Below are 25,819 nucleotides of genomic sequence, written 5' to 3' on the forward strand. Positions count from 1 at the left end.
GTGGGCCGGTCGGCCGGGCAGTTGTCGCTCCGCACGCGCACGCGCACGCGCAGGGGACGGGCCCGGGGACGGCGACGCCCGGTGCGCGGCATGTCGGTTGCTGTACAGCACCCGTACGGAAGAACGCACAGGCTGGGCGGCTGACCGCAGCCCAGCCTGAGTCGTGTCCCGATGCGCCCTACTTCTTCACGGGGTCCAGGCAGAGGACGAACTTGTCGGCGTCCCACTCCTGCGCGAGCGCGGCCTCGCCGACGGTGCAGGCGTTGACGTCGAAGGTGTTCTTGACGACCTTGACGACCTTGTAGTTGGCGTCACCGTCGTCGCAGCCCTTGGTCTCGACGTCGGGGTTGTTCTCGGAGCCGGTGACCTTGACGCAGTCGCCGACATCAGCGCGTACCGGGGAGTTGAAGACGTAGCCGATGCCGAGCTTCACCGCCACCGCGACGACGATCATGACGACGACGGTGAGGAACTTCTTCAGCTTGCTCTTCTTGGCGGGCGCGGGCGCGGGCGCCGTGGCGGGCGCGGCCTCGGGTATGGGCCCGCCTTGCGGGAACTGAGGGTCTTGCGGGGCGGCGGAGGGCGTCGGAGCGCTCATTGGCGGTTGTCCTAGGGGTCGCATGGAGATCGAACGCGCGCACGCTACACGATGGATAAGGACCAGATAAGCGCGAGGTGCTACGGAGTCCTGATCGCCCTGTCTGACACCCTTTTAATCCCCTGACCAGCGCGAAGAGGTCGCGCGCCGGCCGCAGCGGCAGGCCGTGAGCGTGGTGAATCGGGGCGTCCCGCCATGGTCTGGTGCCGCAGTACGAGAGGCTGAAGCAACGGCCCCTTCTCCAGACTGTGTTGGCGGAGCTGAAAGGTCCCGGACCACGATCGGCCCGGGGCTCTGGCGGTCTCGGCGAGACTGCGAAGGAGGCTGCCCGAGGTGCCAGTCCGGGCAGGATGTGGGCGTACCTTGCTGACTCCCGTGCCGACTTCGTGCTGATGGCTCTGCGCGGAACCTGGACGGATACGTCTCGCCGCGTTCGTGCGCCGGCTTCGTTCAGTTCCCCAGCGACGACAGCGCCGCGGCCACCCGTTCGGACACTTCCGGCGGGGTCGAGGCGTGTGGGGAGAATCTGAGCGAGTCGGTGCGCACGGTCGGTGTGACGCCCTCGGCCTGCAACGCCTTCGCGACGACGGACGGTTCGTGGTCCGGCATCGTGAAGGAGAGGATGCCCGCCCGATGCGCCGGGTCGGTGGGGGAGAGGATGAGGCCGCCGTGCCCCTTGACGGCCTCGGTGAGTTCGATGATCCGCGTGGCGATGGCGGCCTCGATCGCCGCGACGGTGTGCCGCTCGACGAGGTCCAGTGCGGCCACGAACGCGGCGGCCGTCACCGGGCTGAGGTTGGTGATCGACCACCGTTGCGCGTGTGCGGCCGGCGGGTGCTCGATTCCGTCGAAGAGGCCGACGTCGTCGACGCCCGTCCAGCCGGTGAGGACCGGTTCGAGGGACTCCAGCGCGCGATCGGACAAGGCCGCGAAGCCGGTGGCCCATCCCGCGCGCAGCCATTTCTGACCGCCCGCCACCACGACGTCGGCCGCGTCCCAGGACATCTCGGCCACGCCGAACGCCTGGATGGCGTCCACGATCAGCAGCCGGTCCGGTCCGATCGCCTCGCGCAGTGCCGCCAGGTCGGCGCGGAAGCCGCTGCGGAAGTCCACGGCGCTGACGGACACGGCGACGACGTCGTCGGTCAGCGCGGCACGGACCAGGTCGGGCGTGACCCCGCTGCCGGGCGTCGGCTCGAGCCAGCGCGGGGTGGCCCGGCCCAGGTCAGCGGCGCGGCGCCAGGGATAGTGGTTGGCCGGGAAATCGGTGCGCGGCGCGAGGACGACACCCTCCCGGATGCCGAGAGCGGCGTGGAACAGGCCCGTGGACGCGTTCGGAAGCAGCACGGTGTGCTCGGCGTCGGTGCCCGCGAGGCGGGCGGCCGCGTCCCGTGCGGCCGCCTCCGCCCGCATCAGGCCGTCCACGGTGGTGTGATCGGCCCGGGCGGACTCCTCCATGGCCCGCGCGGTGGCGGCAACGGCATCCCGCGACGGCGGACCGAACCGTGCGAAGTCGAGGTACCCGGCGGGCGTGTCGAAGTGGGCTGCGTACGACGTGAGCACGGGGCTCGTCCTTCCGGGACAGAACGGGTCGGGCGGGTTGAGCGGGTCGGGCTGTCGGGCTCTTCGGGGGTGTGACGGCGAGTGCGCCAGGTGGGGAGCGCCGCGTGTACGACGGACCGGCGTCCGCCGTTCGCCCACCGCGCCTGTCTCCACCCGCTCGCACGGTACGCGCTTCCCGTCACGCGGACCGGCCCAGGGTGCCGTCCGGGTATGTCGGCCCGCCGCTGCGACGGGCCGACATAGCGGACGCCGTTCACCGCCGATGCGCTGCTGACCATGGGAACGTGCGCCGCTTCACTCGCCACCTCGTCGGCGGCGTGCCGGACCGAGCCGGCAGTACCTGTGCGGCGAACCGTCGACGGCGGTGTGTACGGGGCCCGACTCCCCAGCCGCGGACTCCCCAGCCGCCAACTCCCCAGCGGTCGCGCATGAAGAACGCGTGGTCCGAACCCGGCCGCCTACGTCGAGCGGGACGCCGCGCATCACCCCGCGCATCACGCCGCGCCCGACCGAACCGAGCATGCGGACTGCGTGTCGCGTCGACGGTGACAATGGGACGGCCGGGCACCCCTGAGAGGGTGCCCGGCCGTCCGCTTCGCCGATGCCTGCGCCGCCTGGGGCGGCCGGGCTCAGTGTCCGGCGGATTCCTCCGGGCGGGCGTGGCGCGGCAGGAGGAATGCGAGGAGGAAGGTCAGGGCGAGCATGCCGTCGACGATCCAGAGCAGTGTCTTCATGACGGAGCCGAAACCACTCTGGAACGCGGACGACGCGGTGGCCCCCAGCGCGGCGGAGATACGGCCGCCGGCCTGGGGCGAGGTCGCGGCGGACCGGGCGTCCTTCTCCAGGCGGGCGCAGGATGCCGGGGTCGCGGCAGGGTCCTTGGCGACGGCGCGGTCCGAGGCGCACGTACGCAGGTCCGCCACGACGCGCTCCTGAGCCGCGGGCGAGACATGCGCGGCGGTCAGCTGCCCCCGCAGGTGGTCCGAGCGGTGGTCGACGGCGGTGGCGATCCCGCCGCCCAGCAGACCGAAGAACGCGGTGCCGAGGATGGCCACGCCGAAGGCGCCGCCGAGCTGCTGCACCGCGGTCATCGTGCCGGACGCCGAACCCGTCTCGTGCTGCTCGACGCTGGCGAGCACGATGTCGAAGAACGGGGCCATGAGCAGGCCCATTCCGATGCCCGTGACGAGCAGCGACGGCAGGAGCTGCCAGGGGCCGACACCGGCTCCCACCTGGTCGAGGGTCAGCCACACGCCGAACACGCCGACCGCCATGACCAGCGCGCCCGCCTGAAGCACGGCGCGTCCGAAGCGGACCACACCCTGAGCCACGCCGAAGCCGACGATCATGCCGCCGGACCAGGGCACCATCACCAGTCCCGCCTTGAGCGGCGAGTAGCCGAGGCCGATCTGGGTGTAGAGGTTGAAGACCAGCATGAAGCCCTGCATGGTCGAGAAGAAGACCAGCCCGAGGATCATGCCGCCGCTGAAGCCGCGCTTGCGGAAGAGGCTGGGGACGACCAGCGGGTCCCGGCCGGCCTTGCTGCGCTGCGACTCGTACCGGGCGAAGACGAGGAAGACGATCACCGCGGCGCCCATCATCAGGAACGTCCACACGGGCCAGTCGTACTCACGGCCCTGCACCAGCGGGAAGATGATCAGCAGCGCGGCCAGTGAGACCAGGAGCATGCCGGGGATGTCGAGGCGCGGCTTGCTGTCGGACCGGCTCTTCGGCAGGTAGCGCACGGCACCGAGGAGCGCCGCGGCACCCATCGGCAGGTTGATCAGGAAGATCATGCGCCAGCCGGTGCCGAAGTAGTCGGCGTCCACGAGCCAGCCCGCCAGGATCGGCCCGCAGACCGCGGACAGACCCATGACCGGGCCGAACATGCCGAAGGCCTTCTGCGACTCCTTCGGCGGGAACATCTCCTTGATCATGCCCAGGCCCTGCGGCAGCATCACGGCGCCGAACAGTCCCTGGACGACGCGCGCGCCGATCAGCATCTCGGGCGACACGGATATCGCGCAGAGCAGCGAACCCAGGGTGAAGCCGGCGGCTCCCACCAGGAACATGTTGCGGCGCCCGTGAATGTCCCCGAGCCGCCCTCCGGTGACGAGCCCGACGGCCATCGAGAGGGTGTAGGCGGCGGCGAGCCACTGCAAGGTGGAGGCGCTGCCGCCGAGGTCGGCCCGCATGGAGGGACCGGCGATGTTCGTGACGACGGCGTCGAGGAGATCCATCACCTCGGCCGCCAGGATCACGAAGAGCGCAGCCCAGCGCCACCGGTACGGCGCTGGTGAGTCGATGGGCGTCTCGGCGGACGCGACACCGGTGGTGGACATCGGAACTCCTCGTGAAGAGGCCACGCCACGGTGACGAACCGGTGGGCGCGGTGGGTGGACGGATGCGACTGCCCGGCTCGCCGGCACGGAGTGGGGGACGGGCGACGAGACACCGAGAACACTGTTCAATCTAACAGAACAGTGCTCACCGAGAGAACAGCGTTCATTAAGATATAGCGCAACTCGAGAGCGCGGACAAGATATATCGCGTCCTGTCGAGGTGAACGCCGCTCATCGAGAGAGAACACTGCTCTCCCGACGCCTAGACTGTCCTCATGAGCGACGCGGCCGCCGGCACCCCCGCACCACCTCCGCCGTCTCCCTGGGAGCGCGAACGTCCCGTTCGCGCCCGGGCGGTCAGCGACCGCGCACCCCTGTCACGCGAACGCGTCGTCGAGGCCGCCTTCACCGTCCTGGACCGCCAAGGACTCGACGGTCTGTCGATGCGCCAGGTGGCGGCCGAACTGGGCGTCACGGTCTCCGCCCTCTACGCCTACGTCAGCTCCAAGGACGACCTTCTGGAGCTGATGTACACCCGGCTCTTCGACGGCTTCGCGATCCCCGAACCCGACCCGGAGCGGTGGCAGGAGCAGGTGCGGGACTACGCCCGCTCCTGGCGGCAGTGCCTGTCGTCCCATCGCGACATGGCCAGGATTTCCATGGCCCACGTCCCCTTCACCGCCGAACTGCTGCCGCACGTCGAGGCCTTGCTCGCCGTCTTCCGCACCGCCGGACTGCCCGACCGCATCGCGGCCGAGGCCGGTGACCTCATCTCCACCTACATCGACGGGTTCGTCCTGGAGGAGGGCATGTGGCAGGACCGGGCCGCCCAGCAGAGCGGTGACGGTTCCTCCCTGGCCCGTCCGGACTGGCGTGAGATGGCCGACGAGATGCAGAACTACTTCGCGTCCCTGCCCGCGGCGGACTTCCCCCATCTGCGCGCCCTGTCCGGGGTGATGGTGACGGACTCCTCCGACGAGAGGTTCGAGATCGGTCTGGAGATCATGCTGCGCGGCCTGGCGAGCTATCTGCCGGACCCGGCGGCCTGAGCGACCACGCATCTGCCTGACCCGGCGGACGAGCGACCACGGACGCCCGCCGGACCCCGGACGCCGGCTGATCCGCGACACCGACCGATCCCGCGACACGACACCGCCGTCCGGGGCGGCCTCGCCCCGGACGGCGCCAGGGCGCGAGGACCGAACAGGCCGCCGTGGACCTGCCCTCGCCGGCCCTGGTGATCAGTTGTTCCAGCTCTCGTCGTACGGATCGCGCGGTGTCGCGACCGGCCTCGCCGCACTGACGTCGAGGAACGGGATGATGCCGCCGTTGACCGGGTCCTTCGTGCGCTTGCCGGTGTAGGTGCCGGTGACCTCGAGCCAGGTGTCCGGCCGGAGGACGGGCGGAATCCGCCCGGTCAGGCCGATCTTGACCGGTTGGGCGTCCGCGGCGCAGCAGTTGAGGGCCATGCGGACGAGATACGGGGTCCCGGCGTGGTCGAGTGCGAGGAAGCCGGAGATCTTCACCTGCCGTCCGCCGAGGGAACGGCCGTGGTCGTACGCCGCCCGGCTCGCGTAGTCGACCAGGCCGAGCGGGACCGGGTCGCCCGCGGGCAGCTTGGCGTAGCCGAACGGCGCCTGCAGCGCCGTACCGGTGCGCATCGCGCTGTAGGACCCGAGAGCGGGCGGGGCGACCAGGATGAGCGCGAGCAAAGGCAGGACGAGGAGCCACGAGATACGCGGTTCGCGATGCGTGTGACCGTGCCCTTGCGTGTCGTCCGCGGACCCGTCCTCGTACCCGTGCGCTTCCTCGCCGTCGCGGGCGGCGTCGGGGCGGTCGGCGGAAGCCGTTCGGTGCTCGCGCACCTCGTACCAGACCGTGGCGAGGGCGGTGACGACGAGCACCACACCCGCCGCGAGCAGCAGGGGCTGCAGACCGGCCTTGACGTACCGCAGATAGAGGTCCGAGACGCTCGCGTGCAGCACCGCCGCTCCGACGAGGAAGAGCACGGCCGCCTGTGCCTGCCGGTTCACAGCAGCACCGCCCCGATCAGAACGGACATGAGGATCGCGAGGGCGAAGGTGGCGGGCGCGAACCGCAGGGCGAATCCTCGGCCGAACGTGCCGACCTGCATGGCGAAGAGCTTCAGGTCGATCATCGGTCCGACGACGAGGAACGCCAGCCGGGCGGTGAGCGAGAACTGGTTCAGCGAGGCGACCACGAACGCGTCGGCCTCCGAGCAGATCGACAGCAGCACGGCCAGGATCGCGAGGGCGAGGACCGACACCACCGGATTCCCGGCAGCGGCTTGCAGCCAGCTCGCCGGGACGACGGACTTGAGCGTGGCCGCGGCCATCGCGCCCAGCACGAGGAACCCGCCCGCGTGCATCACGTCGTGCCGCACCGAGCCCCAGAACGCCGCCCCCTTGCCGAGGCCTTCGTGTGCCGGCCGGCCCGGCGGGCGCAGCCAGTCGGTACGACCGAGACGCTGCCACAGCCAGCCCATCGCGCAGGCCACGAGGAGACTCGCCACGAAACGGGCGAGGACCATCTCCGGGTTCCGCGGGAAGGCGACGGCCGTGGCCGTGAGCACGATCGGATTGATCGCCGGTGCGGACAGCAGGAAGGCCAGGGCCGCCGCCGGAGTGACACCGCGGCGCACCAGCGCCCCGGCGACCGGCACGGAGGCGCACTCGCAGCCGGGCAGGATCGCCCCGGCCATCCCGGCGACCGGCACGGCGAGGGCCGGGCGCCGGGGCAGCGCGCGGGCGAAGAACGACGGCGGGACGAACACCGCGATGACCGCCGACAGCAGCACACCGAGCACGAGGAAGGGCAGCGCCTGGACCACCACCGCGACGAACACGGTCATCCAGCTCTGCATCACCGGTGTGGACAGCGCCCCGCGGATCGGGCCCTGTGCCGCGATGACCAGCAGCAGGAGCATCGTCAGGGCGAGCGGTGAGTTGATGTTCCAGCCCTGCCGGCCCTGGCGGTCGCCTCCGTCCGGCCGGCCCCGGCCGTCGTCCCCGTTCGGCCGGTGAACCGGCGGCGGGGCTGCCTTGGTCATGGTCACGCTTGCGGTACCTCCGGTCGGGGAAGGGCTCGGGCTCGGGCTGCTGATGCCCCTCCGCCTTGAATACGCCGGTTCGGCCACAGCTTCTCACCGGGTGTCGCCGGGATTGCCTCCGCCCGGGCGAATCTTGACCTGCGCAGGACCGAGCAGCGGCGACTCACGCCCCTCGGCCGTCGTGAGCGGCCGGTTCATCCTCCGTCGCGCGCTCGGGGCGACGGCTACCACTCCTGGTCCGATTTCGCTCCGCGTTCCGGCCGTTGCGAGATCTCTTTACGTCGCTGTCATGTACCTGTAGCTTCCGGCCGCAAGGGCTTTCAGGAACTTGCCGGTTCTCCTTGCAATGCAACTCCCCCTCCCCAGCCCCGCATTGGAGACGCCCCATGAGACGCAGACCCCAACGCCCGCCGCTACGAACACTGGTGGCGCTCGCCGCGGTGACCGGACTGTTCGGACCGACCCCGCCGGACGCGGCCTCGGTCCCCCTGGAGAGCACGGCCGCCACCTCCGCCACGGCGACCGTCTTCTACTACACGAAGACCAAGAACTGGCCCACCACATACCTGCACTACGCCCCCGACGGCGGCTCCTGGACCACCGTGCCCGGCGTCCAGATGGAGGCGGCCTGCACGGACTGGGTGAAGAAGACCGTCGACCTCGGCTCGGCCGCCGGACTGCAGGCCACCTTCAACAACGGAAGCGGCACCTGGGACAACAACGGCGGCAGCAACTACGCGCTGGGCACCGGCACCATCACCGTCAAGGACGGTGTGATCGCCCACAGCGACCCGTGCGCCGACACCGGCACGGGCAGCGGCAACCAGGCCACCGTCTACTACTCGACCGCCACGTCCGGCTGGACCACGGCCAACATCCACTACGCGCCCACGGGCGGCTCCTGGACGACGGCCCCCGGCGTCGGAATGGAGACCGCCTGCACCGGCTGGTGGAAGAAGACCCTCGACATCGGTACGGCGACCTCGCTCAAGGCGGCCTTCAACAACGGCAACGGCGTCTGGGACAACAACAACGGCACCGACTACGCGATCCCGGCCGGCACCACGACCGTGAAGGACCGGACCGTCACCGCCGACGCCAAGGACCCGTGCGCCGCCGAAGAACCCGACACCGAGGCACCGACCGCGCCCACGAAGGTCACGGCGACCGCCACCAACACCTCGGTGGTGGTGGGCTGGGACCCGGCGACCGACGACACCGCCGTGACGAAGTACCAGCTCACCCGCACCGGCGGCACGAAGGGAAGCGTCGTCACCGACGTCGGCTCGACGGTGTACTCCGACACGGGCCTTGAGGAGAGGACCGACTACACGTATACGGTCAAGGCGGTCGACGCGGCCGGGAACACCTCGCCCGCCTCCGCCGCGGCCACCGTCACGACCGGGGAGAAGGCCCCCGCCCCGGCATCGGGGACCCCGCTCGGCACCGACCCGCGCAAGGACCCGATCTACTTCGTCCTCACCGCCCGCTTCTACGACGGCGACAGTTCCAACAACCGCGGCGGCAGCCAGGACGTCAAGTCGGGCAACGCGGCCAACAACGACCCCATGTTCCGCGGGGACTTCAAGGGTCTCGTCGACAAACTCGAATACATCAAGGCGCTCGGATTCTCGGCCGTCTGGATCACCCCGGTCGTCCTCAACCGCTCGGACTACGACTACCACGGCTATCACGGCTACGACTTCTACAAGGTCGACCCGCGCCTGGAGTCCGCCGGAGCCTCCTACCAGGACCTGATCAACGCGGCCCACGCCAAGGGCATGAAGATCTACCAGGACGTGGTCTACAACCACAGCTCCCGCTGGGGCGCCAAGGGCCTGTTCACCCCGACCGTCTACGGCGTGCGGGACACCCAGTGGAGCTGGTACTACGACGAGAAGAACGAGGGCATCGAGTACGACGGCCTGACCGTCGAGCCCAAGTCCGGGAAGTCGTACTACAACGGTGACCTGTGGTCGACCGCCGAACCCTCCGGCAACACCTGTCTCAACTGGGGCAAGCCCACCGGAGGAAAGAGCGCCGAAGGCTACACCGTGTACAACTGCCAGTGGCCCAGCCCGACTTCGGGCATGTTCCCGAAGGCGTACTACCACCAGTGCTGGATCGGCAACTGGGAGGGCGAGGACTCCCGTTCGTGCTGGCTGCACGAGGACCTCGCCGACTTCAACACCGAGAACGCCACCGTCCAGAACTACTTGATCGGCGCGTACGACAAGTACATCGACATGGGCGTCGACGGATTCCGCGTCGACACCGCCGTCCACATTCCGCGCGTCACCTGGAACCGCCGTTTCCTGCCCGCCATCTACGACCGGGTCACCCAGCGGTTCGGCACGGAGGCGGCGAAGAACTTCTTCGTCTTCGGCGAGGTCGGCGCCTTCGTCAACGACAAGTGGAACCGCGGCTCGGTGAACCACTCCGCGCAGTTCTTCACCTGGAAGGAACGCAAGGAGTACAGCGCGGACGACGTGACGGCGGCGATCGAGCAGTACAACTACGAGGAGCAGCTCGGCACCGGCAACCAGCCCACCTCCGCCAACGCCTTCCTGAGCGGGAACAGCTACCACACACCGGACCGCAGCCAGTTCTCCGGCATGAACATCATCGACATGCGCATGCACATGAACTTCGGCGACGCGCAGAACGCGTACAGCAACGGCAAGGACTCCGACGACTCCGTCAACGACGCCACGTACAACGTCGTCTACGTCGACAGCCACGACTACGGCCCGAACAAGTCGAGCACCCGCTACAGCGGCGGCACCGACGCCTGGGCCGAGAACATGGCGCTGATGTGGACCTTCCGCGGCATTCCCACGCTGTACTACGGATCGGAGATCGAGTTCCAGAAGGGCAAGCAGATCGACTGCGGGCCGACCTGCCCGCTGGCGACCACCGGGCGCGCGTACTACGGCGGCCATCTCGCGGGCAGCGTCACGGCCTCCGACTTCGGCAAGGTCGACTCCGCGAGCGGCGAGGTCGCGACGACCCTCGCACAACCGCTGGTCAAGCACCTCCAGCGGCTCAACCAGATCCGCCGTGCGATCCCGGCCCTGCAGTCGGGCCAGTACTCGACGGACGGCATCAGCGGCTCGATGGCCTTCAAGCGCCGCTACACCAGTGGTTCCACCGACAGCTTCGCGCTCGTCACGGTCACCGGCGCCGCGACATACACCGGCATCCCCAACGGCACGTACACGGACGCCGTCACCGGTGATGTGAAGACCGTGTCCAACGGCACGCTGTCGGTGGCCGCACCCGGGACGGGAAACCTGCGGGTGTATGTGCTGAACGGGCCCGGCAAGATCGGAGCGGCCGGCCCGTACCTGAAGTAGCCGCCGCCTCGCACAGCGCTCGCCTCAAGCGGCCCGTGCCTGGTGCGCGGGTGCGGGAGGGGCGATCACCGTGGTCACGCCGGGTGCCTCACACCCGAGCACGGCACCGTGATCGCCGCTCCCGGCCGGGGCTCGGCAACGGCTCCCGGCCCCGGGCTCGGCAACGGATCGCCGCTCCCGGCCCCGGGGTGGGACACCGGATCGCCACTTCCCGCCCCGGGCGGGACAAGGGATCGCGGCTCCCCGCGTCGGAGGAGACGGGACGGGGATGAATGGCGTGGTGTGCGTTGGGTACGCGTCGGTCGATGCGCCCGGGAGCGAGACCGGCCCGGGTGGCCGCCCGCCCGCCACTACCCCGGGATCTGCCATGGACACGCCCTTGAACAACCACCACCCCACCGCAGCAGCGGCGACACCGGCCCAGGAGGCGCTGAACACCCTCGCCGAGAACACGCAGGACAGCGCGGCGCTGGACACGCTCGCCGGCAGCGATGTGCTCGTGCCCGTGCCGGACGACGCCACCGACGCGGACGTCGCCGATCCCACGGCCGTCGCTCTGCCCGTCCTGGAGCAGCCGGGCGGCGAACAGGTGGTTCCGGTGTTCACCTCCGAGCAGGAGATGGCCGGGCTCCTCCCGTCCGTCTCCCGCTACCGTCTCGTGCCGCTCGGCGCGCTCGCCTCCCAGTGGCCGTCGGACGATCTGGCCCTCACGATCGACGCCAGCTCACCGCACGGACTGACCCTCACCTCCGAGGGTGTGCGCACGCTGCTGGTCCGGCCGCAGGGCTGACGGCAGCGCCGCCCCGAGGCGGCCCGCTCTTCCGGGCCCCGCCCCTCTCTCCGCCGAGGGCTGCCCCCGTACGATGAGCTGCCACCGCATGTCCGTGGCCGTCCCGGGCGCCGCCGAGGCGGGGCGGGGCGTCGGGTGTCGCTCCTCGCGGACGCACCCAGAAGTGCGCCGCCGTCCCGGCGATTCCCGCCACCGGTGGTCGCTCAACGCCTCACCCGGGGTCCGCGCAGCCGAACTCCACCCCCGCGCACCCCGAGAGGTGGTCAGTCGTGCAGCATGCGGGCGAGCACAGACCGCTGCAGGGGGAGCACCTCGGCGTGCAGGTCGCGGCCCTTCGAGGTGAGGGCGACCCATACTCCGCGGCGGTCCTCCTGGCAGACGGTGCGTTCCACCAGGCCGTCCTTCTCCAGACGGCCGATGAGGCGGGACAGCGCGCTCTGGCTCAGATGGACCCCGCCCGCGATGTTCTGTACCCGGCACTGCTCGCCCGGCTCCGAGACCGTGCCCGAGGCGAGGATGTCCAGGACCTCGAAGTCACTGGCTCCGAGGCCGTGCGGATGCAGCACGCGGTCGATCTCGCACATCGTGCGCGCGTGCACCGAGAGGATGTCCCGCCACTGGTCCTCCAGGCGGGCACTGGGCGTCTTCGTTGCCATAACTGAACGGTAACAGAGATCCGGCCACTAGTTGAGTGTGCAACTAGTGCGTCCGCATGCAATCGCCGGTGGCCGGCCACGGGATGCGGACGCAGCCGGTCGGCCGTCCCTAGGCGGCGGGGTCCTGGATCAGTCCGACGAGGTTGCCGTCCGCGTCCTTGACCGACGCGATCAGCCTGCCGTTTCCCACGTCCTGGATCTCCTGGAGGGTCTCGGCGCCGGCGCCGAGCAGGGCCGACAGCCGCTCCTTGATGTCGTCGACGTGCCAGAAGGGGACCGGACCGGTCAGGCCCTTGGCGTGGCCGTTCGGGTCCAGGCCGACATCCTGGCCCGCGTCCTTGAAACCGACGTAGTACGGCTCGTCCACATACGGCTCCACGCCCAGCAGCGCGCTGAACAGCGCCTTTGTCTGTGCGAGGTCCTTGACGGGGTAGATGATGGTCTTGAGCCCGGCGGTCATGGCGACTCCTCCGTGGTGCGTGGTGGCCGTGTCGGCCGACTGTCGTGCCGTCGGCGTTCCGACGGTGCGTTCACGCTAAGCCGGGGGAGGCGGGTGTGGCTTCTCGAATCCTGACCGGTGCGCCCGGCCCGGAGCGCGGAGGGCCCCGGAGGGTTCGGCCCCCGGGGCCCTGCCGTGCTGGGGCCGGCCGGCCGGCAGGCGCGGCCCGGCGGCTTCCGGCGCTGTCCTCAGGTGGACTCGCGGCGCACCAGTTCCGTCGGCAGGATCACCGCCGCCGGATCCTCGCCGCCGATCTGGGCGAGGAGTACCCGGACCATCTCGGAGCTGATGCGGTCCCAGGGCTGGCGGATGGTGGTGAGGGCCGGGGTGGCGGCGGTGGCGGCGGGGGAGTCGTCGAAGCCGCCGACGGCGACGTCCTCGGGGACCCGGCGGCCGGCCTTGCGCAGCGCCGCCAGCACACCCTGGGCCATCAGGTCGGAGGCGACGAAGACGGCGTCCACGTCCGGGGCGCTCTCGAGGAGCCGTTCGGCGCCCGCCTCACCGCTGGCGCGGCTGTAGTCGCCGGAGGCGATCAGGCGTTCGTCGGCCTCGATGCCCGCCTCGGCGAGCACCTCCCGGTAGCCCGCGAGGCGCTCGACTCCGCCGGGGGTGTCCAGCGGGCCGGTGACCATACCGATCCGGCGCCGTCCGAGGGAGAGCAGGTGCGTGACCATGTCCCGGGCGCCGTCCCGGTCGTCGGCGGCGACGTAACTCACCTTGGACCCGAGGCCGATGGGCTTGCCGCACGCGACGAGGGGCACGCCCGCCTCGCGCAGTTCCTCGGCGACCGGATCGCCGGAGTGGCTGGAGACCAGCAGCACCCCGTCGACGTGGCCCGCCGTGATGTAGCGCGTGATGCGCCGCCGTTCGTCCTGGGTGCCGGCGAGCATCAGCAGGAGGGGCACGTCGTGCGCGGCGAGTGCCTGGGTGCAGCCGCGCAGCAGGACGTTGAAGTTCGGGTCCTCGAAGAACCGCTCCTGGGGCTCGGTCAGCAGGAAGCCGACCGAGTCGGACCGTCCGGTGATCAGTGAGCGGGCGTGCCGGTTCACGACGTAGCCCGTCCTGCGGATGGCGGCGTTGACCGCCTCCTGTGCCGAGGGGCTCACGTAGTGCCCGCCGTTGAGCACGCGTGACACGGTGCCGCGTGAGACACCGGCCTCGCGCGCGACGTCGTGGATCGTCGGCGGCTTGCGTCGGCCCCCCGTGTTGCTCATGGTCATGACTTTACGGCTCCGGACAGCAGGTCGAGGCTCCAGAAGCGCTGGATGACCAGGAACAGCGCGACCAGCGGAATGATCGCGAGCAGGGCGCCGGTGATCACCAGGGTGTACAGGGCCGGAGTGTTGGAGCCCTGCTGGAGGAGGGTGAACAGGCCGAGCGTGATCGGGAACTTCTCGTCGTCGCTGAGCATGATGTAGGGGAGCAGGAAGTTGTTCCACACGGCCACGAACTGGAACAGGAACACCGTCACCAGACCGGGCACCATCATGGGCAGCGCGACCCGGGTGAAGATCCGCCACTCCCCGGCGCCGTCCATCCGCCCGGCCTCGACCACGTCACCGGGGACGGCGGCGTAGGCGTAGATCCGGGCGAGGTAGACGCCGTACGGGGAGAGGACGAGGGGCAGGAGCACCGACGCGTACGAGTCCGTCAGGTCCGCCTTGGCGAGGAGCAGGTACTGCGGGATCGCGAGGATCACCGGTGGCATCAGCACGCCCGCCATGAGGATGCTGAAGATGGTCTCGCGGCCCCGGAAGCGGTAGATCGCCAGGGCGTAGCCGCTGATCGCCGAGACGGCCGTCGACAGGAGGGCGCCGAGACCGGCGTAGAGGGCGGAGTTGCCCATCCACGTCCAGTAGATGCCGTCTCGGTAGGCGTTGAGGTCCTTGACGTTCTGGGTGAAGCCGGTGCCCGGCAGGAAGGTGAACGTCGAGAACAGCTCGCGGCCGGACTTGGTGGCCGCGATCACCACCCAGGCGACGGGCAGCAGGCAGTAGAGCGCGCCGAGCAGCAGCGTGAGGGTCGGGACCAGGGCGATCCGGTGGCGCAGGGGCGGCCCCTGCGCGGTGCCGGGCGTCGTGCCCGCGGCCGGCGCCGCCTTGCGGACGGCAAGAGAACTCATCGTGCTTCCTCCTGCTTGGTACGGGAGTTGGCGGCGCGCAGGAAGCCGAAGGACAGGATCAGTGTGACCACGGCGATGATCACTGCCTCGGCGGCGGCCGCGTAGATGTCACCGGCGCCGAACGCGTCCCGGTAGACCTTCATCAGCGGACTCCACGTCGTGGAGACGGAGTTGGTGAGCGGCTTGAGGGTGGTCGGCTCGCTGAACACCTGGAGGGTGGCGATGATCGAGAAGAAGAAGGTGAGCACCAGGGAGGGTGCCACCATCGGGATCTTGATCCGCAGGGCGGTCTGCAGCGGGGTGGCGCCGTCCAGCTTCGCCGCCTCGTACACCTCGGCCGGGATGGCCTGGAGCGCGGTGTAGATGACGATCATGTTGAAGCCGGTGCCGCCCCAGACCGCGATGTTCGACAGCGCGAAGTACAGCGGGCCGCCGTCCAGCAGGTTCGGCTGCGGCATGCCCAGCTTGTCGAGGACGAAGTAGAAGGGGCTGACGTCCGGGAGGTACAGGAAGCCCCACAGCATGGCCGCGACGACGCCCGGGATGGCGTACGGCAGGAAGATCGCGAGCCGGGTGAAGGGGGCGAGGCGCACCTTGTCCGCGTCGAGCATCAGCGCGAGGAGCAGCGCGAGGCCGAGCATCACCGGCACCACGATGGCGCCGTAGCCCGCCACGCGCAGCGCGCCGTCGACCAGTTCACTGTCGGTCAGCGCGTCGGTGTAGTTCCTGAGGCCCGCCCAGACCTCCTTGCGGGCGCCGGAGCCCAGACCGAGGCCCTTGACCTGGACCTTGTGCAGGCTCAGCCAGAGCGCGTAGCCGATGGGCAGCGCGAAGAAGAGGACGAAGAGGATCGCCGCGGGGAGGAGGAAACCGTACGGGGCCCCCTTGACCCCGTACGGCTTCCGGCGTGCGGTCGTCACTGAGCGACCCCGAAGCCCTGCTTCTTCAGGTCGGCGACGGTGGCGTCCTGCATGGTCTTCAGGGCGGCACCGAAGTCCGACTTGTTCTTGGCGGCGGCGCCGAAGGCGTCGTTGAAGGACGTGTAGGCGACGTTCACGTTCGGGCCCCACGCGGACGGGGCGGTGGTCTTGGCGATCTCCGAGGCCTTCGTGTAGAAGTCCGGCTGGTTGGAGAAGAAGGCCGGCGGCTGCGAGAAGGCGTCACTGAGCTGGGCGTTGGTGGACGCCGGGTAGATGCCGCTCTCCTTCGCCAGCGCTGCCACCGCCTGCGGGTCCGTGTTCAGCCAGGCGGCGAACTTCGCGGCGGCCGCCTTGTGCTGGGAATCCGTGGTGACCGCCGTCGAGGAGCCGCCCCAGCTGCCGGTGACGTTGTCGCTGTCCGACCACTGCGGCAGGGGGGCCATCGCCCACTTGCCCTTGGTGTCCGGGGCCGCCGTGGTGAGGGTGCCGGGCGCCCACACCGCGCTGACCCAGGCGATCTGCTTGCCGGTGTTCAGGGCCTTGTTCCAGGCGGGCTGGTACATCGGCTGGTTGTCGATCGCGCCCTCCTTGACGAGACCGCCCCAGAAGTCGGCGACCTTGCGGGTGGCCGTGTCGTCGATCCCGACCTTCCACTTGTCGCCGGAGGTGGTCCACCACTGGGCGCCCGCCTGCTGGGCCAGACCGGCGAAGAGGCCCGAGTCGTTGGCGGAGAAGGTGGTCAGCGCCTTGTCCGGCGCCTTCTTCTTCAGCGCGCGGGCGGTCTCGGCGAACTCCTCCCAGGTGGTCGGAACGGTCAGGCCGTACTTCTTGAACAGGTCCGCGCGGTAGTAGAACATCATCGGGCCGATGTCCTGCGGGATCGCGTAGACCGCGTCCGTCCCGAGGGTCGTCTGCTGCCAGACGCCGTCGGCGAACTTGCTCTTGGCGTCCTTGGACTCGCCGGCTATGTCGGCGAGGGCGTCGTTGCTGACCAGCGTCGGCAGGGCCTGGTACTCGGCCTGGACCAGGTCCGGTGCCTTCTTGGCCTTGTGCGCGGTGATGATCTTGGTGACGAGATCGTCGCCCGACGCCTGCTTCTTCACCGTGACGGTGATCCGCTGCTTCTTCCCCGGCCCCTTGTTCCAGAGGTCGACGACCTTGTCCATGCCCGGCGCCCAGCTCCAGTACGTCAGCGACGCGGGTCCGGACTGGGTTTCGCTCTTGTCGTCGTCCGACGAGCCGCATGCGGCGAGCGAGGTGGCGCCGAGGACGACGGCGATGGTGCTGGCCACGAGGCGGCTGTGCTTCGTGTTGGGCATGGAACGTTCTCCCCTGACCTGGGCCCCCGCCTGCTGCGGAGGCCTGCCCTGTTCTTGCGCGGTTCGCCTTCGGGGGCGTGCCGCCGGTACCGGGACGACGACCCCGCGCCCGGCCCTTTCGGGCCTTCGCGCGGTCGCCTCTCGACACCGGAGCTCCCCCTTCGGCACACTCGCGGTGCTTCTGTGAGCGTTCACAGTAGAGAAACATCCCGGACACTTGTCAATGGTTGTTGCTGTGCGGTTATGTTGGACTCACGCCGCTGGCGCTGTGTGTGCACGTTCCCAAATGATCGATTACACGGGAGAGATCCATGCCGGAGACCAACCCCAAGGGCCTCACCGGGCTCGCCTTCGGTGGGGACTACAACCCCGAGCAGTGGCCGGAAAGCGTCTGGCCCGAGGACGTCCGGCTGATGCGCGAGGCGGGCGTCACGATGGTGAGCGTCGGGATCTTCTCCTGGGCGCTGCTCGAACCGGGTCCGGGCACCTACGAGTTCGGCTGGCTCGACCGTCTGCTCGACCTGCTGCACGAGAACGGCATACGCGCGGACCTGGGCACCCCCACCGTCGCGCCGCCCGCCTGGTTCTACCGTGAGCACCCCGAAGCGCTCCCCGAGGCCCCGGACGGCACCCGCTACGCCTTCGGCTCACGCGGCGCCATCTGTCACAGCAACACCGACTACCGCGCGGCCGCCGCCTCCATCACGACCCGGCTCGCGACCCGCTACGCCGACCACCCCGCGCTCGCGCTGTGGCACGTCCACAACGAGTACGGCGTCCCCGTCTCGGCCTGCTACTGCGCGTCCTGCGCCGAGCACTTCCGCCGGTGGCTGACCGGCACCTACGGCACGATCGACGCGCTCAACGAGGCCTGGGGAACCGCCTTCTGGGGCCAGCGCTACGCCGGCTTCGACCAGATCGACCCGCCGCGCGTGACCCCCACCGTCGGCAATCCGGCCCAGGCGCTGGACTACAAGAGGTTCGCCGACGCGACCATGCGCGAGAACTTCGTGGCCGAGCGGGACATCCTGCACCGCCTCGCGCCCGGCATCCCGGTCACCACCAACTTCATGACGGCCCTCAGCCAGTGCGACTCCATCGACTACTGGGCATGGGGCCGCGAGGTCGACCTCGTCACCAACGACCACTACCTGATGACCGACGGCCGCCGCACCCACGTGAACCTCGCGATGGCCGCCGACCTCACCCGATCGGTCGCGGGCGGCGCCCCCTGGCTGCTCCTCGAACACTCCACCTCGGGCGTCAACTGGCAGCCCCGCAACCCCGCCAAGGCGCCTGGACAGATGGCCCGCAACTCCCTCTCCCACGTGGCGCGCGGCTCCGAGGGAGCCATGTTCTTCCAGTGGCGGCAGTCCCGGCGCGGAGCCGAGAAGTTCCACTCTTCCATGCTGCCGCACGCCGGCACCGACTCACGGGTGTGGCGGGAGGTCGTCGAACTCGGCGCGTCCATAGACTCGTTGGCTTCCATCAAGGGCACCCGCACGGTCGCCGACGTGGCCGTCCTGTGGGACTGGCAGTCCTGGTGGGCCCAGAGCCTCCAGTGGCGCCCCAGCGAGGACCACGACGCACGCGAGCGCGCCGATGCCTTCTACGCCGCCCTCTACGACCGCCACCTCACGGTCGACTTCGCCCACCCGGAAGCCGACTTGTCGGCCTATCCCCTTGTCGTCGTACCCGCCCTCTACCTGATGACCGAGGCCGCGGGGAACAACCTCAGGGAGTACGTCGACAACGGCGGCACCCTCGTCGTCTCGTACTTCTCCGGCATCGTCGACGAGCACGACGCCGTGCACGAGGGCCCCCACCCCGGCGCCCTGCGGGACGTACTCGGCCTGACCGTCGAGGAGTTCTCCCCGCTGCTCCAGGGCGAGCTGGTCCGGATCACCGGGCCCGACGGCTCCGAACTCACCGGCGACGTATGGACCGAGTTCGTGGTGCCGCGCGGCGCCGAGACCGTCTGGTCGTACGCCGACGGGCTGACCGCCGGTCATCCGGCGGTCACCCGGCATCGCCTCGGCGCCGGTTCGGCCTGGTACGTGTCGACGCGTCTCGGTGCCGAGGGCCTGGACGCCCTGATCGGCTGGGCGGCCGACGACGCCCGCGTCGCGCCGCGCGCCGATCTGCCCCGCGATGTCGAAGTGGTGCGCCGCACCGGTGAGTCGGGCACCTACGTCTTCGCCGTCAACCACACCGCGTCGGACGCCAAGGTGCCGCTGGACGCGCACGGTACCGAGCTCCTGACGGGCGAACGTGCCGCGGGCCGCCTCGCGGTTCCGGCCGGCGCGGTGCGGGTCGTGCGCCTCGACGACTGACCCGGGTGACGGCCGCGCGGGTCGTCCGACGCGCGCGGCCGTCACCAACCGCCTTCAATCGCGAGGGACTTGCGTGAGCCTGGCAGGTGGCAGGTGGCAGGTGGCAGGTGGCAGGTGGCAGGTGGCAGGCGGCAGGCGGCAGGCGGCAGGCGGCAGGCGGCCGGCAGCCTGCGGGTCGGAGACCGGCGGCCGCACGCCCTGCCGTCTGATCGCGACCCGGCCGCGGCACGGCAGCCGCCCTGGCCGGAACCCCGGGGCGGCGTCGGCACCGGTCCGGGGCGCCCCCCCGGAGGCGGCACCGAAAGAGCCCCGGTCGCCCAGCCCGCCGGAACCCCGCACCGCCGTCGAGATCGCCACCCGCGGCCGCCCCGAGCTGCCGAGGTCGCAACCCAGGTACCACGCACAGCCGTTCAGATCCTGCAGACCCGATGACCGCCCCGGGATCGTCCGGGGTCTCAGCCCGGTGAATGCCCCAGCCGTTCAGATCGCGCAACCCGATGACCGCCCCGGGAGCAGTCCGGGGCGCCCGGCCCGGTCACCGCTCCGGAGCCGTCCAGGTCGCGCAACCCGGTACCCGCTCCGATCCACCCGGGTCGCGCGGTCCGCCGGTCGCTCCACCTGCCGTCCGAGTCAAAGGTGCTCGACGGCGAGCCGACTCCCCTCCGCCCGTGTGAGCCATGAAGCCGCGGGCGGAGGGGTTCGCCCCCGGACCCACCGGGGGCACCCCCTCCCCACCACGTCGAAGGGACGACGGACGATGATGTTCCATCCCAGACGCACACTCAGGGCTCTGCTGCTGCCGCTCGCGGCCGGGCTCGCCCTCACCGCCCTCCCCGCGCAGACCGCGCAGGCGGCGAGCACTCTGACCAACGCCGGATTCGAGGCCGACGGGACCGGCACCGCCGTGCCCAGTGGTTGGTCGGAGTCCGGAAGCACCGGCGCCTCGTACGTCGAAGCCGGTGGCCACGGCGGGAGTTACCGCCTCAGCCACTACTCCGCCTCGGCGTACAAGGTGGAGACGTACCAGTACCTCTCCGGGCTGACCAACGGGAACTACAAGCTCACCGCGTGGGTGCGCTCGGGCGGCGGACAGAACTCCGCCTACCTCGCCCTGAAGAACTGCGGCGGCACCGAGCAGCGCACCGATCTGCCGGTCTCCGCGAGCGGGTGGATCCACCTGGTCGTGCCCGTCGCCGTGACCGGCAACCAGTGCACGATCAGTGTCTACTCCGACGCCAACGCCGGAAACTGGATCAACGTCGACGACCTGACGTTCACCTCCGGCACCGGCGGACTGACCGTCAAGGGCTCCGACATCTCCTCCCTCGCCAAGAGCGAGGCCTTCGGCGGGGTCTACAAGACCAGCTCCGGTACCACCGGTGACGCGCTCGCCATCCTCAAGTCCTCCGGGATGAACTACGCGCGCCTCAAGGTCTGGGTGAACCCGGCCGACGGCTACAACAACAAGGCCCGCGTCCTCGCGATGGCCAAGCGGGTCAAGGCGCAGGGCATGAAGCTCCTGGTCGACTTCCACTACTCGGACACCTGGGCCGACCCCGGTACCCAGACCAAGCCGGCCGCCTGGTCCGGACACTCGTACAGCCAGCTCAAGACGGACGTCTACAACCACACGTACGACGTGCTGGGCGCCCTGAAGGCGCAGGGCACCACGGCCGACATGGTGCAGATCGGCAACGAGATCAACGGCGGCATGCTCTGGTCCGAGGGCTCCACCGACAACTTCTCGCAGCTCGCCGGTCTGCTCAACTCCGGCTACGACGCGGCCAAGGCGGTCAGCTCCTCCACCGTGGTGGCGCTGCACCTCGCCAAGGGCGGCGACCTCGCCGGAACCCGCTGGTGGTTCGACAGCGCGGTGTCCAACGGCGTGAAGTTCGACGCCATCGGCCTGTCGTACTACGGCTATTGGCACGGCTCGCTCTACGACTTCCAGACGACCCTGGACGACGCGGCGGCCCGCTACGGCAAGCCGGTCTTCCTCGCCGAGACGGCCTACCCCTTCCGTCTGGACAGCGACGACGCGCTCGTCAACCAGATCGACACGACCGGTGAACTGGTCTCCGGCTACGCGGCCACCACCGCCGGGCAGTCCAACTGGCTGCGGGACGTCATGAACGTCGTGGAGGCCGTGCCGAACGGCCGCGGTCTCGGTGTCTTCTACTGGGAGGCCACCTGGACGGCCGTCACGGGCAACGGCTGGGACCCGGCCGACTCCGCCTCCGGCAACGGATGGGAGAACCAGGCCCTGTTCGGCTTCGACGACAAGGCCCTTCCGGCCATGTCGCTGTTCGGTCACCGCTGAGCGCGACGGGGCCCGGCCGCCGGTGCGGCCGGGCCCCGTGCGTTTTCGGAGCCGTTCGGCTCCGGCCAGGGTCGTGGAAGGCCGTGCGTGCTGACCCGGGCTGCGGGACAGTAGCGGGAGACCGTCACGACGGAGGGGGACGAGATGCTCAAGGGGCCCGTCAATGGGCAACGGCTGGACATCCTGGAGTGGTTGCGCGACCCCGCGGTCCACTTCCCGCCCCAGCGCCGCGGCGACCTCCTCGAGGACGGCGTCAGCCCCGACGCTCTCGCCGTCAAGCTCGGTGTGAGCCGGGCCGTGGCGCGCACCCACCTCGACCTCCTCACCGGAGTCGGACTGCTGCGTGCCAAGAAGGTCGGACGGCGGACCTACTACCGCCGCGACGAGTTCCGTATCGCCGAAGTCAGCCACTACTTCGAGAAGGGCTGGTAGGCGCGTGGGACAACGGTCCACTGTTATGGGGCCTCCCACCGCGCTCCTGCCCCGGCGCGTGGTGGAGCTCGGCGGCCGCGGCCCCGAGGACGTGGTGGCCGACTCCCGGGGCGGGGTGCTGACCGGTCTGGAGGACGGCCGCATCGTCCGCGTCGACGGGCTCGGCGATCCCGCCCGCACCGGCGTCCGGGTCGTCGCCGAGACGGGCGGCAGACCGCTCGGCCTCGAACTTCTCCCGGACAACGCCCTGTTGGTGTGCGACGCCGAACGCGGGCTGCTGCGGATCGGGCTCGACGACGGAGTCGTCCGCGTCCTCGCCGACCGGGTCGCCGGTACGCCCCTGCGCTTCTGCAGCAACGTCGTCGCCCTCTCGGACGGCACGGTGTACTTCACCGTCTCCAGCCGCAGTTACCCCCTCGAGCACTGGATCGGCGATCTCGTCGAGCACACCGGTACCGGTCGCCTGCTGCGACTCGCACCGGGGGAGACGGAACCCGAAGTGCTCCTGGAAGGGCTCCAGTTCGCCAACGGCCTCGCCCCCTCGGCCGACGAGTCCTTCCTCGTCCTCGCGGAGACAGGTAGGTCACGCCTCACCCGCTACTGGCTCACCGGGCCGTCGGCGGGCCGCGCCGAGACCTTCCTCGACGACCTCCCCGGCCAGCCGGACAACCTCTGGCGCGCCCCGGGCGGTCCGATCTGGGTGGCGCTGGCGGGACCCCGGGTCGGCGCCCTGGAACTCCTGCACCGGCGCGGCCCGGCCGTCCGGCGCACCGCGGCCCGCATCGCCGTGCGCGCCCCCTTCCGCCCGCCGGGCACCATGGGCGCCCTCGCGGTCGACGACGCAGGCCGTGTCCTGCACCATCTGCAAGGCCGCCGTGCGCGATTCCGCATGGTCACCAGCGTCTGTGAGGCCGACGGCCGGCTGATCCTCGGAAGCCTCTGGGAGCGCGGCCTCGCCGTCTGCGATCTGCCCGGCGCCCCCGGCTGAGCCGCCGCGCGGGGCCTGTCACGGCACGGTCCGCGCATGCGCGGCCCGTATCTCCGGCGTTACCCTGTTGACCGGCCGCGATCTTGTGTCGTGGCGCGGCGGTGGGGCCCGCCGTACCCGAACCGCGGCACCGATGCCGCCAACGGTCCCTGCTTGCGATGCCGTGCGCCCGCACCGGCCCGGCGAGTAGGAGCCCAGGTACATGACAGTCCCGCATCCCGAGCGCGTCGACGAATCCGGCACTCCCGTGCGCGCGCCCGCGCGCAGGACGTCCCCCTGGCGCGGGCAGGGCCCGGTCGTCGCGATGGTCTCCCTCGGCGGAGCCGTCGGCGCCACGGCCCGCTACGGAGCGGGGCAGCTGTGGCCCACGCAGACCGGCGCCTTCCCCTGGACCACGTTCGCGATCAATGTCGTGGGCTGTGCCGTGATCGGCGTCTTCATGGTGCTGATCACCGACGCGTGGCCGGCGCACCGCCTGGTACGGCCCTTCTTCGGCACCGGGGTCCTCGGCGGCTTCACCACCTTCTCGACGTACGCCGTCGACATCCGGACCCTGGTCGGCACGGGCCACCCGGGCACCGGGCTCGGCTACCTCGCCGCGACCCTGTGCGCGGCGCTCGCGGCGGTGTGGCTCGGGACGACGGCGGCCCGCCGGGCCCTCGCACGGAGGCGGCGATGACGAGGCTGACGGGCAGCGCCCTGCGGGTGACGATCTTCATCGGCGAGAACGACACCTGGCACCGCAAGCCGCTCTACGCGGAGATCGTGCACCGCGCCCACGCCGCGGGCCTCGCGGGCGCCAGCGTCTTCCGGGGCATCGAGGGGTTCGGCGCCTCCTCCCTCATCCACACCTCGCGGCTGCTCTCGCTGAGCGAGGACCTTCCGGTGGCGGTGATCGTGGTGGACACCCCGGAGCGCGTACGGGCCTTCCTGCCGCAGATCGACGAACTCGTCACCGAGGGACTGGTGATCCTCGACGACTGCGAGGTCATCCGCTACGTCGGGCGGGACGGCACACCTGAGGACACATCCGGCGCCGGCGGTGGCGGAACGTCCGGGAAAGGTGAGAAGTCGTCGTGAATTGGCTGCTGGTGATCCTCGGTGCCGCGGCCGGTGCGCCCCTGCGTTATCTGACCGACCGGGCGGTGCAGCTGAGGCACGATACGGTCTTCCCCTGGGGCACCCTCGTCGTCAACGTGACAGGGTGCCTGGTCCTGGGCCTGCTGACCGGCGCCGCCTCGGCAGGTCAGGTCTCCGAACACCTGCAACTGCTGATCGGGACCGGTCTGTGCGGTGCGCTGACCACGTACTCGACGTTCTCGTACGAGACCCTGCGGCTGTCCGAGGCCGGTGCGGGGTTCTACGCTGCCGCCAACGTGATCGTGAGCGTGACGGCGGGCCTCGGCGCGGCGTTCGCCGGGGTCTCGTTCGCGCAAGCTCTGTGGGCGTAGGTGCCGGGCGCCGTCGCGCATAGGCGACACTGTCTCCTGCACCGTCTACAGCACTGTCGACCAACTCCTCAGAACTGGATCCCATGAGCGTCATCAACGTCGGTCAGGCCGTCGTCCTCGGAGCCGTCGAGGGGGTGACCGAATTCCTCCCCGTCTCCTCGACCGGCCACCTCAAGATCACCGAGGGGCTGATGGGGATCCCCGTCGACGACAACGCCGTCGTCGGCTTCTCCGCGGTCATCCAGGTCGGCGCGATCGCCGCCGTGCTCGTGTACTTCTTCAAGGACATCGTGCGGATCGTCTCCGCCTGGGGGCGCGGGCTGCGCGACAAGGACGAGCGGCACAGCCACGACTACAAGTTCGCCTGGTGGGTCATCTACGCGACGATCCCGATCGTGGTCGTGGGCCTCGCGGCCAAGCCGCTCATCGAGGGTCCGCTGGCCTCCCTGTGGGTGGTCGCGGGCTCGCTGATCGCGGGCAGTGGTGTGATGTGGGCGGCGGACCAGATGGGCCGCCACAAGCGCGGTGAGGACGACACCTCGTTCAAGGACGCGATGCTGGTCGGCAGCTCCCAGATCCTCGCCCTGCTCTTCCCGGGCTTCTCGCGCTCCGGCGCTACCATGTCGACGGGCCTCATCCTCGACCTGGACCGTGTCGCCGCCACCCGGCTCTCCTTCTTCCTCGGCATCCCGGCCCTGACCGGCGCGGGCCTGTACGAGCTCAAGGACGCCCTCGGCACCGGTGTGGGCGCCGCCCCGCTGCTCGCCGGCACCCTGGTGTCGTTCGTGGTCGCCTACGGCTCGATCTCCTGGCTGCTGAAGTTCGTCGCCAAGCACTCCTTCAACGCCTTCGTGATCTACCGGATCGTGATCGGCCTGGCACTCTTCGGGCTGCTCGGCGCGGGAGTTCTCGACAGCTGAGACCGGAGTCCGCCCCGGGCGCCGACGTGAGCCGCCCCCGAGGACACGAACCAGTCGCCCAGGGGGCGCGAAGCCGAATTCAGGGCTTCGCGCCCCTTGTGTGCTTCCCGCGCTCCGCTTGACATCCCGGCAGGCCACCC

The 25,819-nt window shown here is 70.3% G+C and carries 22 protein-coding genes; 11 read left to right on the top strand and 11 right to left on the bottom strand.

Going from position 1 to position 25,819, the window contains the following annotated elements; all coding sequences use genetic code 11:
- Positions 1-178 precede the first annotated feature (178 nt).
- From OOK38_RS29250 to OOK38_RS29260, 3 genes are all read right to left on the bottom strand, one after another.
- Positions 179-598 (bottom strand): hypothetical protein, encoded by a 420-nt coding sequence (locus OOK38_RS29250; RefSeq protein ID WP_266755673.1) that lies wholly within the window; start codon positions 596-598, stop codon positions 179-181.
- A 450-nt stretch (positions 599-1,048) separates the two neighbouring features.
- Positions 1,049-2,161 (bottom strand): aminotransferase class V-fold PLP-dependent enzyme, encoded by a 1,113-nt coding sequence (locus tag OOK38_RS29255; RefSeq protein ID WP_266848934.1) that lies wholly within the window; start codon positions 2,159-2,161, stop codon positions 1,049-1,051.
- A 629-nt stretch (positions 2,162-2,790) separates the two neighbouring features.
- Positions 2,791-4,503, bottom strand: coding sequence for an MFS transporter (locus OOK38_RS29260; RefSeq protein ID WP_266755669.1), 1,713 nt, complete (start codon positions 4,501-4,503; stop codon positions 2,791-2,793).
- A 275-nt stretch (positions 4,504-4,778) separates the two neighbouring features.
- Here OOK38_RS29260 and OOK38_RS29265 point away from each other — a divergent pair, with 275 nt between their 5' ends.
- Positions 4,779-5,552 (top strand): TetR/AcrR family transcriptional regulator, encoded by a 774-nt coding sequence (locus OOK38_RS29265; RefSeq protein WP_266755667.1) that lies wholly within the window; start codon positions 4,779-4,781, stop codon positions 5,550-5,552.
- A gap of 192 nt (positions 5,553-5,744) precedes the next feature.
- Here the strand turns inward: OOK38_RS29265 and OOK38_RS29270 are convergent, their stop codons facing one another.
- Positions 5,745-6,536 (bottom strand): TIGR03943 family protein, encoded by a 792-nt coding sequence (locus tag OOK38_RS29270; protein ID WP_266755665.1) that lies wholly within the window; start codon positions 6,534-6,536, stop codon positions 5,745-5,747.
- Positions 6,533-7,573, bottom strand: coding sequence for a permease (locus tag OOK38_RS29275; RefSeq protein WP_266765564.1), 1,041 nt, complete (start codon positions 7,571-7,573; stop codon positions 6,533-6,535). The genes OOK38_RS29270 and OOK38_RS29275 overlap by 4 nt, the downstream gene beginning before the upstream one ends.
- A gap of 386 nt (positions 7,574-7,959) precedes the next feature.
- Between OOK38_RS29275 and OOK38_RS29280 the strand changes: the two genes are divergently transcribed.
- Together OOK38_RS29280 and OOK38_RS29285 are read left to right on the top strand one after the other, a co-directional pair.
- A complete protein-coding gene (locus OOK38_RS29280; protein ID WP_266755663.1) occupies positions 7,960-10,929 on the top strand; it encodes a carbohydrate binding domain-containing protein in 2,970 nt (989 codons plus the stop codon).
- Between the two features lie 367 nt (positions 10,930-11,296).
- The gene (locus OOK38_RS29285) at positions 11,297-11,719 is read left to right on the top strand and encodes an SseB family protein (RefSeq protein ID WP_266755662.1); all 423 of its coding nucleotides are present in this window, start codon (positions 11,297-11,299) and stop codon (positions 11,717-11,719) included.
- 263 nt (positions 11,720-11,982) lie between these two features.
- On the opposite strand, the gene OOK38_RS29290 is transcribed toward OOK38_RS29285, so the two are convergent.
- The 6 genes from OOK38_RS29290 to OOK38_RS29315 all read right to left on the bottom strand — a co-directional run bounded on the left by OOK38_RS29290 (position 11,983) and on the right by OOK38_RS29315 (position 17,235).
- Positions 11,983-12,375: a MarR family winged helix-turn-helix transcriptional regulator gene (locus OOK38_RS29290; RefSeq protein WP_266755660.1), complete on the bottom strand. Its 393-nt coding sequence runs from the start codon at positions 12,373-12,375 to the stop codon at positions 11,983-11,985.
- 109 nt (positions 12,376-12,484) lie between these two features.
- A complete protein-coding gene (locus OOK38_RS29295) occupies positions 12,485-12,835 on the bottom strand; it encodes a VOC family protein (RefSeq protein ID WP_266755658.1) in 351 nt (116 codons plus the stop codon).
- Positions 12,836-13,062: 227 nt separating this feature from the next.
- On the bottom strand, positions 13,063-14,094 hold the full coding sequence (locus tag OOK38_RS29300; RefSeq protein WP_266755656.1) for a LacI family DNA-binding transcriptional regulator: 1,032 nt from the start codon (positions 14,092-14,094) through the stop codon (positions 13,063-13,065).
- Positions 14,091-14,996 (bottom strand): carbohydrate ABC transporter permease, encoded by a 906-nt coding sequence (locus OOK38_RS29305; protein ID WP_266755654.1) that lies wholly within the window; start codon positions 14,994-14,996, stop codon positions 14,091-14,093. The genes OOK38_RS29300 and OOK38_RS29305 overlap by 4 nt, the downstream gene beginning before the upstream one ends.
- A complete protein-coding gene (locus OOK38_RS29310; RefSeq protein ID WP_266755652.1) occupies positions 14,993-15,916 on the bottom strand; it encodes a carbohydrate ABC transporter permease in 924 nt (307 codons plus the stop codon). Before OOK38_RS29310 ends, OOK38_RS29305 begins: the two co-directional genes overlap by 4 nt.
- Positions 15,913-17,235 (bottom strand): extracellular solute-binding protein, encoded by a 1,323-nt coding sequence (locus tag OOK38_RS29315; RefSeq protein WP_266755651.1) that lies wholly within the window; start codon positions 17,233-17,235, stop codon positions 15,913-15,915. The genes OOK38_RS29310 and OOK38_RS29315 overlap by 4 nt, the downstream gene beginning before the upstream one ends.
- Positions 17,236-17,546: 311 nt before the next feature.
- Between OOK38_RS29315 and OOK38_RS29320 the strand changes: the two genes are divergently transcribed.
- From OOK38_RS29320 to OOK38_RS29355, 8 genes are all read left to right on the top strand, one after another.
- Positions 17,547-19,568, top strand: coding sequence for a beta-galactosidase (locus OOK38_RS29320; protein WP_266755650.1), 2,022 nt, complete (start codon positions 17,547-17,549; stop codon positions 19,566-19,568).
- A gap of 760 nt (positions 19,569-20,328) precedes the next feature.
- A complete protein-coding gene (locus OOK38_RS29325; RefSeq protein WP_266765563.1) occupies positions 20,329-21,888 on the top strand; it encodes an arabinogalactan endo-1,4-beta-galactosidase in 1,560 nt (519 codons plus the stop codon).
- Between the two features lie 144 nt (positions 21,889-22,032).
- Positions 22,033-22,320, top strand: a complete 288-nt coding sequence (locus tag OOK38_RS29330) for a helix-turn-helix transcriptional regulator (protein ID WP_266755649.1) — start codon at positions 22,033-22,035, stop codon at positions 22,318-22,320.
- A gap of 25 nt (positions 22,321-22,345) precedes the next feature.
- Complete coding sequence (locus OOK38_RS29335) at positions 22,346-23,308, top strand: SMP-30/gluconolactonase/LRE family protein (protein WP_266755647.1); 963 nt, start codon at positions 22,346-22,348, stop codon at positions 23,306-23,308.
- Between the two features lie 202 nt (positions 23,309-23,510).
- On the top strand, positions 23,511-23,987 hold the full coding sequence (gene crcB / locus OOK38_RS29340) for a fluoride efflux transporter CrcB (protein WP_266755645.1): 477 nt from the start codon (positions 23,511-23,513) through the stop codon (positions 23,985-23,987).
- Positions 23,984-24,388, top strand: coding sequence for a DUF190 domain-containing protein (locus OOK38_RS29345; protein WP_266755643.1), 405 nt, complete (start codon positions 23,984-23,986; stop codon positions 24,386-24,388). Before crcB (OOK38_RS29340) ends, OOK38_RS29345 begins: the two co-directional genes overlap by 4 nt.
- Positions 24,385-24,759 carry a fluoride efflux transporter CrcB gene (gene crcB, locus OOK38_RS29350; RefSeq protein WP_266755642.1) on the top strand — a complete coding sequence of 125 codons (375 nt, stop codon included), beginning with the start codon at positions 24,385-24,387 and terminating at the stop codon, positions 24,757-24,759. The genes OOK38_RS29345 and crcB (OOK38_RS29350) overlap by 4 nt, the downstream gene beginning before the upstream one ends.
- 83 nt (positions 24,760-24,842) lie before the next feature.
- Positions 24,843-25,679 (top strand): undecaprenyl-diphosphate phosphatase, encoded by an 837-nt coding sequence (locus OOK38_RS29355; RefSeq protein ID WP_266755641.1) that lies wholly within the window; start codon positions 24,843-24,845, stop codon positions 25,677-25,679.
- Positions 25,680-25,819 lie beyond the last annotated feature (140 nt).

This window comes from Streptomyces sp. NBC_00568 (assembly GCF_026341855.1).
Classification (GTDB): Bacteria; Actinomycetota; Actinomycetes; order Streptomycetales; family Streptomycetaceae; genus Streptomyces.